At 38.5% G+C, this 11,616-nt stretch carries 9 protein-coding genes; all 9 read right to left on the bottom strand.

Features of this window, described 5'->3' with window-relative positions; all coding sequences use genetic code 11:
• Positions 1-2: 2 nt before the first annotated feature.
• Entirely contained in the window at positions 3-764 is a 762-nt protein-coding gene (locus Q1K34_RS08340; RefSeq protein WP_300437127.1) for an AAA family ATPase, read from the bottom strand.
• A 153-nt stretch (positions 765-917) separates the two neighbouring features.
• Entirely contained in the window at positions 918-3,743 is a 2,826-nt protein-coding gene (locus tag Q1K34_RS08335) for an insulinase family protein (RefSeq protein WP_300437123.1), read from the bottom strand.
• A gap of 175 nt (positions 3,744-3,918) precedes the next feature.
• Complete coding sequence (locus Q1K34_RS08330) at positions 3,919-4,800, bottom strand: SDR family oxidoreductase (RefSeq protein WP_300437120.1); 882 nt, start codon at positions 4,798-4,800, stop codon at positions 3,919-3,921.
• Positions 4,801-4,973: 173 nt separating this feature from the next.
• Positions 4,974-7,109: a methylmalonyl-CoA mutase gene (gene scpA / locus Q1K34_RS08325; protein WP_300437117.1), complete on the bottom strand. Its 2,136-nt coding sequence runs from the start codon at positions 7,107-7,109 to the stop codon at positions 4,974-4,976.
• 11 nt (positions 7,110-7,120) lie between these two features.
• On the bottom strand, positions 7,121-8,524 hold the full coding sequence (locus tag Q1K34_RS08320; RefSeq protein ID WP_300437115.1) for a methylmalonyl-CoA mutase subunit beta: 1,404 nt from the start codon (positions 8,522-8,524) through the stop codon (positions 7,121-7,123).
• 37 nt (positions 8,525-8,561) lie between these two features.
• Complete coding sequence (locus Q1K34_RS08315) at positions 8,562-8,876, bottom strand: septum formation initiator family protein (RefSeq protein ID WP_300437112.1); 315 nt, start codon at positions 8,874-8,876, stop codon at positions 8,562-8,564.
• 19 nt (positions 8,877-8,895) lie between these two features.
• The gene (gene udk, locus Q1K34_RS08310; RefSeq protein WP_300437109.1) at positions 8,896-9,504 is read right to left on the bottom strand and encodes a uridine kinase; all 609 of its coding nucleotides are present in this window, start codon (positions 9,502-9,504) and stop codon (positions 8,896-8,898) included.
• Positions 9,505-9,697: 193 nt separating this feature from the next.
• Positions 9,698-10,165, bottom strand: coding sequence for a cytochrome c (locus Q1K34_RS08305; RefSeq protein WP_300437107.1), 468 nt, complete (start codon positions 10,163-10,165; stop codon positions 9,698-9,700).
• Positions 10,166-10,167: 2 nt separating this feature from the next.
• Positions 10,168-11,361 carry a PQQ-dependent sugar dehydrogenase gene (locus tag Q1K34_RS08300; protein ID WP_300437104.1) on the bottom strand — a complete coding sequence of 398 codons (1,194 nt, stop codon included), beginning with the start codon at positions 11,359-11,361 and terminating at the stop codon, positions 10,168-10,170.
• Positions 11,362-11,616 lie beyond the last annotated feature (255 nt).

Raw genomic sequence — 11,616 nt, 5'->3', positions numbered from 1 at the left:
TACTAATTTTTCTTTATAATTTCATGCGCCAGGCTCAAATAATTGCTGGCTCCTTTGCTCGAAGCATCATAATTGATGATGCTTTCTCCATAACTGGGTGCTTCACTTAAACGTACATTCCGCTGAATGATTGTTTCAAATACCATTTCATCAAAATGTTTTTTAACCTCTTCCACCACCTGATTAGAAAGTCTCAACCTGGAATCATACATGGTTAATAATAAGCCTTCAATATCCAGTTTTTTGTTATGAATCTTTTGAACACTTTTAATGGTATTCAATAATTTGCCCAGACCTTCCAGTGCAAAATACTCACATTGTATTGGAATTATTACCGAATCTGAAGCGGTTAGCGCATTCAAAGTTAATAATCCCAGGGATGGGGCGCAGTCTATCAGGATAAAATCATATTTTTCTTTTAATGGTTCTATCGCTTTTTTAAGCATAGACTCTCTGTTTTCCTGATCTACCAGTTCAATTTCAATCGCCACCAGGTCTATATGTGCCGGAATGATATCCAGGTTAGGAGAGCTGGTTTCCATAATGGCCTTTTCCGCCTTAATGGAATGTTCCAATAACTGATAAGTGCCATATTCCACCGTTTCAACATCTATTCCCAGGCCAGAAGTAGCGTTTGCCTGTGGATCTGCATCAATCAATAATATCTTTTTTTCCAGAACGCCCAGCGAAGCTGCAAGGTTCACAGATGTTGTGGTTTTCCCCACACCTCCCTTTTGGTTGGCAATAGCAATGATTTTACCCATTAAAAACGTATGATTTTTGAAAGGTAAAAATACAATTTATTATAGGTTTAGAAAATGAAATTGTTAACAGCCGGAAAAGAAAAACCGGTACTTCCATACTAGCACGGAAATACCGGTTTTAAAGACTGTTCATAAAAAAATAAATCCTCTTTCTTAGTTTGCCGCTTCTTCAGTTTCAGGCATTAAAACTCCTAAAAGATAATTTTCTGTGAGATATTTTTTGGCTATTTTTTGAATCTCGTCTGCTTCCAGCTCGTCAACCATCTCATTATAGTCATTCATCTTAGAAAGATCATTATTTTCTCTTTCTGCTTTTTCGAGCTGATCTATCCAGAATTTATTCTCTTTAAGTTTCTCTTTGCGTTGTAACTTAAAAGTTTCCCTGACCTTGGCAAGGTCTTCTTCTGTAGGACCATTCTCCTTGATCTTTTGAACTTCAGCAATAGCAGCATCAGTTAATTTTTCCACGTTTTCAGGCCCGCATGGGAAAGATATGGAGAAGTTATAGCTTTCGTAAGGGATCTTAGACATGTTTCCACGTGCTCCAACACCATAAACCCCACTCTCTTCTTCACGTAATTCCTCTACAAGTTTAATGGTTAAAACTTCTCCCAGGGCAGTGATGGCAAGATCGTCTTCTTCTTCATATTCAGTTTCTCCTGTCCAGATAATACTTACACGGCTTTTAGGATCTGTTCCTTTGTAAACCGTTTTCTCTCTGTAAGAATCAGTTTTTTCCCGGAATTCAGGTTCCTTATATTCTTCATCTGAATTGTTTGCAGGTAGACTGCCGATATATTTAGCCGAAAAATCTTTGAGTTTAGCTTCATCTATGTTGCCAACGAAATAAAAGGTAAAATCTGAAGCATCTTTAAATCTTTCCTGGTATTTCTGATAGGCCAGGGCATAATCCATTTCATCAAATTTTTCAGGTGTAGGGAAACCTACATATCTTGGATTTCCTTCATATCTATATTTTCCCAATTCATTCTGAAAATAGAAATTTGGATTAGACATTAAGTTGCCAAGAAAGTTTTTCTGTTTAGTGGCAAAAGAATTATAAGCTTCTTCATTCTTGTTAAGACCGGTAAAATACAGATGTATCATTTGCATCATTGTCTCAAGGTCTTTAGGTGTAGAGCTTCCATCTAAACCTTCACTATAAGAGCTTATTCCAGGTCTTACGTTCACGATCTTACCACTCATCATTTTGTTAAGCTCATTTTTGTCCAGACCACCAATTCCGGCTTCGGTTAGACCGCCATTGGCAAAAACCGTAGCCTGATATTCTTCATCAGAATATAAAGAAGTACCTCCTTCGCTATAAGCTGAAAACAGAATCTCATCATTTTTGAAATCTGTTTTCTTGTAAACTACTTTAGCCCCATTGCTTAAAATTAATGTGGTAACAGCCAGTTCTTCATTCTTACTGGTTTCTTCAATAGAACCTGCTTCGGGTAATTCTGTAATAAGGTTTTCGCGAACATCTTCATAAGAATACTCCTGTATTTCAGAATTTTCAACTTCTTTAAGAATAGCCAGGACTTCTTCCTCGGTTATTTTCATTATAGATTCCTTAGAAGGCCCGGTTAATACTATTACCCGGTTTTCATCATGAATAAAGTCATTAATAAGTGCATTGATGTTCTCAAGACTAATATCATCCAGGTTTTCTGTGGCGAAATTATAAGTCCATTCTGTACCCGGGATAGGAGAATTTTCGAGAAAATTATAGACATACTGGTTTACGATCCTGTTACTTTCCTGCTTATCCCTGTCTTTATATTCTTTTTCAAGTCTCGCCAGGTATTCCTGCTTGGCCCGTTTGAATTCATTTTCATTGAATCCATACCTTTTTACTCTTTCATTTTCCGTAACCAGTGCTTTTAAAGCCGAAAGCTGATCGTTTTCCCCTGTCATTGCGAAAGACTGATAGGCGTCCTTCAGCGGGGAATAAGTTCCGCCGTAATAAGAGAATCCATAGGTAAACGGAGGCGCAGGGCTATTGGCAAGTTCTTCAAGACGATTGTTGATCATGGAAGAGAACATATTTTTTTCCAATTGCTTTTTGTAGTCTTCAATAGTTACAACATCTACAGATTCCTCCAGATCTTTATAATAAATCTGAACCCTGCTGAAATTTGCTTCAGGATCTGTTGCGATGGCCACAAAGGTTTCATCATGATTTGGTACGCCATATTCCTTTCTTTCAACAGGCTCTTTTCTCGCCTCCAGATTTGAGAAATGCGTTTTGATCTTTTTTTCAATGGTTTCCACATCAAGATCTCCCACGGCAATAACTGCCATAAGTCCTGGTCTATACCAGTCCTTATAATAGCGACGGATAGTTTCGTAATCTGCATTTTCAATCACCTCTTTTTTACCAATGGGCAATCTTTCAGCATATCTGGAATTATACATCACCTTTGGAAGGTATTCCTGCATCATACGTTTATCAGGTCCCAGTCCAAGACGGTATTCTTCCAGTACCACACCGCGTTCACCATCAATAGCTTCTTCAGTTAGCAAAGCATTATGAGCCCAGTCTTCGAGAATGGTAAAGCCGCTTTCAAGTTTTTCAGGATCGTCGCTGGGAATAGGAAGAATATAGACGGTTTCGTCGAAACTGGTGTATGCATTTAGGTCTGCGCCAAATTTCACGCCGATACTTTGCAGGTAATCTACCAATTCATTTTTTTCGAAGTTTTTCGTTCCATTAAAGTTCATGTGCTCAATGAAATGAGCTAATCCCTGTTGTTCATCGGTTTCGAGAATTGAGCCGGCTTTAATGGCAAGTCTTAATTCTAACTTGTCCTCCGGTTTTCCATTGTTCCGAATGTAATAAGTAAGGCCATTTTCTAGTTTGCCAATCTTTACGTTGGGATCGGTCGGGATTTTTGGTGTTTGCTTTTGAGCTACGGCATAGCCGGTAACCACAAGAAACAGCACCCAAAGGTGGCTGGTCAGGTAATTTTTCATAAAATTTTATATAGGTGTTAATTAATAAGCTCCTAAGATAAATTTTATTTAAAAGAACAGCCTGAAAATCAGATATTTTTAATGAATAAACTTAACGGTGCAACATAAAAAATTAGCCGGATAGAATTTCTATAATTTTATCCGGCTAATTTTTTGAAATAAAAACACGTTTATTCTATTTTCCTTTCTTCGATTTAATCATTTGCTCCAGCATGTCCCACATTTCTTCAGGAACTGCTTCCAGTAAATTGAACTGGCCGGCACCTTTTAACCATTCTCCCCCGTCTATGGTAATCACTTCACCATTCATATATGCTGAAAAATCTGAAACCAGATACGCGGCAAGATTGGCCAGTTCCTGATGATCACCTACTCTTTTTAGGGGAACTTTTTTTGCAAGATCAAATTTTTCTTTGAGATCACCTGGCAACAATCTGTCCCAGGCGCCTTTGGTAGGGAAGGGCCCCGGAGCGATCGCATTGGATCTTATTCCGTATTTGGCCCATTCTACAGCCAGTGATCGTGTCATTGCCAATACACCTGCTTTTGCTGTCGCACTTGGAACCACGTATGCCGAACCTGTCCAGGCATAAGTTGTAACTATATTCAGGATTGTTTTGTTTTCTTCCTTTTTATCGATCCAGTGCTTTCCTAAAGCCAGCGTACAATTCTTACTTCCTTTTAGCACAATATCGATAATGGTATCAAAAGCATTAGCACTCAATCTTTCCGTTGGAGAGATGAAGTTTCCTGCGGCATTGTTCAGTAGAATATCCACAGATCCAAATTCAGAAACCACAGCATCACGCATGGTTTCTACCTGGTCATAATGTCTTACATCACATTGAACAGCAAAACATTTTCCGCCGGTTTCAGCTTCAAGTTCTTTTACAGTATTCTCCAGCTTCTCCAGATTTCTGGAGGTGATGGCAACATTAGCTCCCAATTCCAGAAAGTATTTGGTCATTGATTTCCCCAGTCCGCTACCTCCGCCGGTTACGATGATATTTTTCCCTTCAAGAGCATCATCCCGAAGCATTTTTTTCTTTAGATCCATAGTTTCAGTATTCAGTAGCAGTGATCAGTTTTTCTTTTTTGATGCATGCTTTTAGTTGTTAGTTATAGTTTATGTTTTAATCAATTTTAAACCCAAGAAAAACTGCAATTGTAAATTCAAATTATCAAATGTATTTTCTCACTTCTTACTTCTCACTTCTCACTTCTCACTTCTCACTCTTCATCTATTAATATTTCCAGTAACTGTATGGCCGCATCACTAATTTTAGTTCCAGGACCAAAGACCGCTACGGCACCTGCATCAAACAGGAACTGATAATCCTGTGAAGGGATAACACCTCCTACGATCACCATGATATCTTCCCTTCCAAGTTTTTTTAATTCTTCAATTACCTGCGGAACCAGGGTTTTATGACCGGCAGCTAAAGAGGAAACCCCTAAAATATGCACATCATTTTCCGCTGCCTGTTGGGCCGCTTCTGCCGGAGTCTGGAAAAGCGGACCAATATCCACATCAAACCCAAGATCGGCATAACCGGTTGCCACTACTTTTGCTCCACGATCATGCCCATCCTGTCCCATTTTGGCTACCATGATCCTTGGTCGCCTACCTTCCATTTCAGCAAATTTATCGGCCATTTCACGGGCTTTATTAAATGAACTATTATCTTTCATTTCTTTTGAATATACTCCACTGAATGATTGGATTTTCGCCTTATATCTTCCGTAGACATCTTCCAGGGCAGTGCTTATTTCCCCAAGACTGGCTCTTTCCCTGGCAGCCTCTACAGCAAGGGCTAGTAAATTACCATTTTCTTCTTTAGCAGCTTTTCTCAGATCCTCAAGTGCCTTCTGAACTTTTTCTTCGTTTCTTTCGGTTCTTATATTTTCAAGTCTGGCTACCTGCTGTTTCCTTACGGTTTGGTTATCTACCTCAAGCGTAACCAGTTCATCCTCTTTCTCCAGTCGGTATTTATTTACCCCAACAATCACATCGGTCTCACTATCAATTCTTGCCTGTTTTTTAGCTGCAGCTTCCTCAATCCTCATTTTTGGAATTCCCGCCTCAATAGCTTTGGTCATCCCACCGAGTTCTTCCACTTCTTCAATAAGCTTCCAGGCTTTCTGAGCAATTTCTTCCGTAAGTTTTTCTACATAAAAACTCCCAGCCCATGGATCTACAGTTTTGGTAATATTTGTTTCCTGCTGAAGGTATAACTGTGTATTTCTGGCAATTCTGGCGGAAAAATCTGTGGGTAAAGCAATAGCTTCATCAAGAGCATTGGTATGTAAACTCTGGGTTCCACCAAACGCTGCTGCGGCAGCTTCAATACAGGTTCTCGCAACATTATTGAAAGGATCCTGTTCGGTTAAACTCCAGCCGCTGGTTTGTGAATGGGTTCTAAGAGATAAAGATTTCGGATTTTTAGGATTGAACTGTTTTACCAGTTTTGCCCAAAGCATCCTTCCGGCACGCATTTTAGCGATCTCCATAAAATGGTTCATTCCAATGGCCCAGAAAAAAGATAATCTTGGTGCGAAACTGTCAATATCCATTCCTGCATCCAGACCTTTTCTGATGTATTCCAGTCCGTCGGCGAGCGTGTAAGCCAGTTCGATATCACAGGTAGCGCCTGCTTCCTGCATATGATAACCGGAAATACTAATGCTGTTGAATTTCGGCATATTTTGAGAGGTGTACTCAAATATGTCTGAAATGATCTTCATCGAAGGAGTAGGAGGGTAGATATACGTATTTCTAACCATAAACTCTTTCAGAATATCATTTTGAATAGTTCCTGAAAGTAATTCAGGTTTTACTCCCTGTTCTTCTGCAGCTACTATATAAAATGCCATGATCGGTAAAACTGCACCATTCATGGTCATGGAAACTGACATTTTATCTAATGGGATTTGATCGAATAAAATCTTCATGTCTTCAACAGAATCTATGGCGACTCCGGCTTTGCCAACATCTCCAACCACGCGATCATGATCTGAATCATAACCTCGATGCGTTGGTAAATCGAAAGCTACGGAAAGTCCTTTCTGGCCTGCAGCCAGGTTTCTCCTATAAAAAGCATTACTTTCTTCAGCAGTAGAAAAACCGGCGTACTGCCGTATGGTCCACGGCCTGCTCACATACATAGTGCTGTAAGGTCCCCGTAGATATGGTGGGATTCCCGCAGCAAAATGTAAATGTTCAGCTTCTGATATATCTTCTTTTGAATAAGAAGTTTTTATCTCAATTTCTTCCGGTGTCTTAAATCTTTCTTTTTCCGCATCAGGTTTTCTTTTGGAAAATCCTTTATCGGCTAATTTTATATTTTGAAGATCTTTGCGCTGCATAAATCTTGATTTTATTGGGTTGGCTGGTTTTGTTTCTCTTCTTTTAATCTCTGCTGCTCACTTTCTTCACTCAGCCGTTTTTCGAGAATTGGTTCAATTAATGTCTTTCGCGGATTCTTCTTAAGAAATGGATACAACTCAATATCATCCTGCATCCTGTCCTGCTCATTTTCATATTTATTTGTTCCTATAAGTACAAGTTCTCCATTGTTGAATTTCTCCTGTTCTTCCTTTGCACTTTCTTTAATCTTCTTCTGAATAACACCCGCTTTCAATTCTTTCAGAAATCCGCCACCTTTTTCGATATCCTTAAAAATATCCAGGGCTTTTTCTGCGAGTTGTCTGGTTAGCGTTTCAATATAATAGGTGCCTTCAGTTACATTACCTACCTTATCCAGGTAGCTTTCATTTCTCATGATAAGCAGCTGGTTACGCGCAATTCGATCTCCAAAATCATTGTCTTTATGATAAATAGCATCGTAAGGCATATTACAAACAGCATCGGCCCCACCAAGGATAGCACTCATGCTTTCAGTGGTAGTACGGAGTAAATTCACATTAAAATCATATAATGTCTTAGTCCTTTTCGTAGGTTCAGCAATTATATGGCAGGTAGGAGTGGAGGCAAATTCTTTAGCTACCGTCGCGAATAACCAACGTAATGCTCTTATTTTAGAAATTTCAAAAAAATAATCTGATCCCACCGAGATTTTAAATTGAAATTTGAGATTTTTTCGTTGCTCTTCTGAAAGTTCTAATTGGTTTATATGATTAAGATATTCGGTAGCATGAGCTATAGTATAAGCCAACTGCTGCGGAATGTTTGCCCCGGCATTTTGATAAAGGCTAAGATCAATACTGATAATCGATTCAAAATTTGATGAATACTTCAAAATATCATCAAATTCAGAATGATCTGCCTGTAAATTTTTAAACCAGTTTCCAGATCTAGCCAGGTTTCCCATAATATCTGTCTGAAGAAAAACTCTGTACTCTTTATCTGAAAGAAATTCATTCAATTTCAGAACAAATTCAGCATCCAAAAATTCAGGTTGTAAATAAATACAAATTTCCTTCGGAAGTTCTTTAAACAGAATTGCGAAATCGTTTTCTTTCGAAGGCAAAATAAACCAGATCGCTTCAGTTCCTTTCTGAAGTTTTTCCAAAGCCTTCTTGTTGGCAGTTTCAGCAGAAGTAACATATATCTTTTCACAAATATTCCAGTGTGCCGGATTTGAAACTTTTAAGGTTTCCTCTACATCCTCTGAAGAATAAAAAGGTTTGATATCTATCCCATGAAGGGTTTTTGTAACCAGTTTTTCGTTATAATCTGCGCCCTTAAGATCGGCCTGGATTTTTTGTTTCCATTGTTTTGCAGAAACTTCCTGAAATTCCTGAAATAACAATTTTTTCATTATGAGTAAGTTTTGACTTGGAAGGTTAGCGAAGATCTTAATTTACAGTATCGTATTCAATAATGTAAATATCTTCATTAGGTCTTTTCATATAGTATTTTTGCCTGGCGAACTTTTCAAGTTCTACCGAATCCTGAAGCTTTTCAATAACAGCTTTATCTTTTGCAATTTCCGTTTGATAATAATTCTTATTGTCCTGCAACTCGTTTATTTCCTGATCCAGTTCATGATGAATAAACCATGAATTTGTATCCAGAAAGAACATCCAGCCTGCAAATACAAGACTTATCAGCACATATTTGTTGCTAATGAACCTAAACCAGGGTTTTTTGCGCAGGTCTTTAAATTTCATAGGCTTTAAAGATACAAAATTAGGTTAAGCGATCTTTGATTATCGTTTGAACGATATCAACAGCTACCGTATTGTAACGATTTGTGGGGATAATAATATCTGCAAATTCTTTGGTAGGTTCAATAAACTGCTGATGCATTGGTTTAAGCGTCGTTTGGTATCGCCAAAGCACCTCTTCCAGATCACGTCCACGATCAGCGATGTCACGCTTTAGCCTTCTTATTAAGCGCTCGTCACTATCGGCATGTACGTAGATTTTAATATCGAACAATTCCCGAATTTCGGGGTGGGTGAGAATTAGGATCCCCTCTACAATGACTACTTTTCGAGGATGTATATCTATGGTTTCGCCGGTTCTATTATGTTCTTTAAAAGAGTAAACCGGCTGCTGTATGGACTTTCCAGATCTTAATTGTCTTAGGTGTTCCGCTAAAAGCTCAAAATCTATTGATTTTGGATGGTCAAAATTTATTTTTTTTCGGTCTTCAAAAGAGAGATGTGAGGTATCCTGATAATAGGAGTCCTGAGAAATTACATCTACTTCCTCGTGTCTTAATTCCTCTGTAATTTGATTAACAACGGTAGTTTTCCCACTTCCTGTGCCACCGGCAATCCCAATAATTAGCATGATCTTGAAATTTCCGCAAAGATAATATTAGTTTTTAAAATGTTTTTGAAGATTATTTATTCAATTTATATATGAAAACACTCATTTCCGTATAAAGAAACCAGACCCTTTTACTTTTAGATATGATCAATGGATTTTAAATAAAAAAACCGGACTGTTTAAGCAATCCGGTTTTTTTTATACTAAGAGCTAGTTATTCTGTTTTTTCCTGAATAGCGGCTACTTCTTCTTCGGTAACCATGTCATCTATATTGTTGCTCCAGGAATTCATGACATAATTCATGGCATCAGCGACTTCCTGATCGCTCAATCCCATAGGGGTCATGATATTATCATATTCTTCACCATTTACTTCAATTGGACCCTGCATTCCATATTTTACACCTCTAATACTTTCTTCTCTTTTTTCAGTAAGCCAATTAGAACCATCGAGCGGGGGATAGGTGCCAGGAATACCTTTTCCGGTAGGTAAATGGCAGGTAACACAAAGATCTGAATAGATATCTTTTCCTCTTTTAATACTTGCAGTTAGCGGCGATTGTTCACTTGATTTTTCTGAAGAGGGGATCACATAGGATTCGTCTTCATTATCATTTTCTTTTTTGTCTGACTTACAAGCCACCAAAGCGCCCATAGCGAAAATAAAAAGTATTTTTTTCATTATTATTGATTGTTAGTTAATTTAGCAATTCCTTTACCTTCAATGGCAACATATATATTTCCGTCCGGCCCCTGTTTTACATCTCTCATCCTTCCTGAATCTTCCAGCAATTTAGTTCTTTTCGTAATCTTTTTCCCGTCGAGTTCTAAAAGTTCAAGATATTGAAATTTGAGAGATCCAACTAAAAGATTTCCTTTAAGCTCAGGGAATTTTTCTGAAGTCACATATGCAAATCCACTTGGTGCTATAGAAGGTAACCAGTAAAAAATAGGGTCTTCCATGCCTGGTCTTGCTCTTTCCTCTGTAATGGAAGTTCCGCTGTAGTTCACTCCATAAGTGACCACAGGCCAGCCGTAATTGGCTCCTTTCTTTACAATGTTAATTTCGTCTCCTCCTTTAGGGCCATGTTCATGAACCCAAATTTCACCCGTTTCAGGATTTAAAATCATGCCCTGGGGATTCCTATGACCATACGAGTAGATCGCCTCAACGGCATTCTCTTTACCTACAAAAGGATTGGTAGAGGGGATGCTCCCGTCATCATTTAATCTGTAAACTTTACCATTATCACGGGTTATATCCTGAGGATTCTTATCACGTTCACCACGTTCGCCAGCGCTGAAATATAAATATCCTTCTTTGTCGAAAGCGATCCTTGAACCAAAGTGCTGGCCTTTAGTGGTATTTGGAGAGGCTTTATATAAAATCTCCTTATTGGTTAATCGGTTTCCCTCTAATTTGGCCCTCATCAAAGCCGTATTTCCTCCATTCCCATCTCCTTCTTTAGAAGCGTATGTGAAATAGATCCAACCATTAGATTCATAATTGGGATGTGTGACGACATCCAATAGACCACCCTGGCCACGATCATACACTTCAGGAGCTCCCTGAATTTCGGTTTTTTCACCTTCTTTATAATGAATGATATCTCCATTTTTTTCGGTTATTAACATACTTCCATCTGGAAGAAAGGTGAAACCCCAGGGGATCTTCAGGCCTTCCACTACCATCTCATAGGAGTAGTTGTCTGAACTTTCCGCGTCTATAGGATCTGGAACTTCCACGGCTTCCTGTTGCCCTTCTTCAGGTATTTGTTCTGTAGAGTCTTCAATCTGAGCTTTTTCAGAATTATTGTCATTCTCGCCACAGGAAATGAGACCGAAAACAAGTCCAGATACCAATAAGATTCTTTTCATAGCATTTGTATTAAGAATATTTATAGCAATAAGCGAACTAAGATATAAAAAAATAAAAGTTTTTATTGTGGAGTACTAATAATTCTTATATTTGCCGCCCAATTATGGTTGAAAGCCCATTTCAGAATATAATATCGAAAAGATAAGTACAGGTTCTGACTGGATTTCAAATATAAAACCTGAAATTGCGTAAGCAATTACGGGGTGTAGCGTAGCCCGGTTATCGCGCCTGCTTTGGGAGCAGGAGGCCGCAGG

The organism is Christiangramia sp. (genome assembly GCF_029937855.1).
Classification (GTDB): Bacteria; Bacteroidota; Bacteroidia; order Flavobacteriales; family Flavobacteriaceae; genus Christiangramia.
Note: the sequence above shows the minus strand (reverse complement) of the source record. Positions and strands in the feature narration are given on the sequence as shown.

Coding starts and splice junctions, on each gene's coding strand:
- Q1K34_RS08305 (WP_300437107.1), bottom strand. CDS start 10,165: ATGAAAAAAATACTTTTTATTTTCGCTATGGGCGCTTTGGTGGCTTGT.
- Q1K34_RS08335 (WP_300437123.1), bottom strand. CDS start 3,743: ATGAAAAATTACCTGACCAGCCACCTTTGGGTGCTGTTTCTTGTGGTT.
- udk (WP_300437109.1), bottom strand. CDS start 9,504: ATGCTAATTATTGGGATTGCCGGTGGCACAGGAAGTGGGAAAACTACC.
- Q1K34_RS08315 (WP_300437112.1), bottom strand. CDS start 8,876: ATGAAATTTAAAGACCTGCGCAAAAAACCCTGGTTTAGGTTCATTAGC.
- Q1K34_RS08320 (WP_300437115.1), bottom strand. CDS start 8,524: ATGAAAAAATTGTTATTTCAGGAATTTCAGGAAGTTTCTGCAAAACAA.
- Q1K34_RS08300 (WP_300437104.1), bottom strand. CDS start 11,361: ATGAAAAGAATCTTATTGGTATCTGGACTTGTTTTCGGTCTCATTTCC.
- Q1K34_RS08330 (WP_300437120.1), bottom strand. CDS start 4,800: ATGGATCTAAAGAAAAAAATGCTTCGGGATGATGCTCTTGAAGGGAAA.
- Q1K34_RS08340 (WP_300437127.1), bottom strand. CDS start 764: ATGGGTAAAATCATTGCTATTGCCAACCAAAAGGGAGGTGTGGGGAAA.
- scpA (WP_300437117.1), bottom strand. CDS start 7,109: ATGCAGCGCAAAGATCTTCAAAATATAAAATTAGCCGATAAAGGATTT.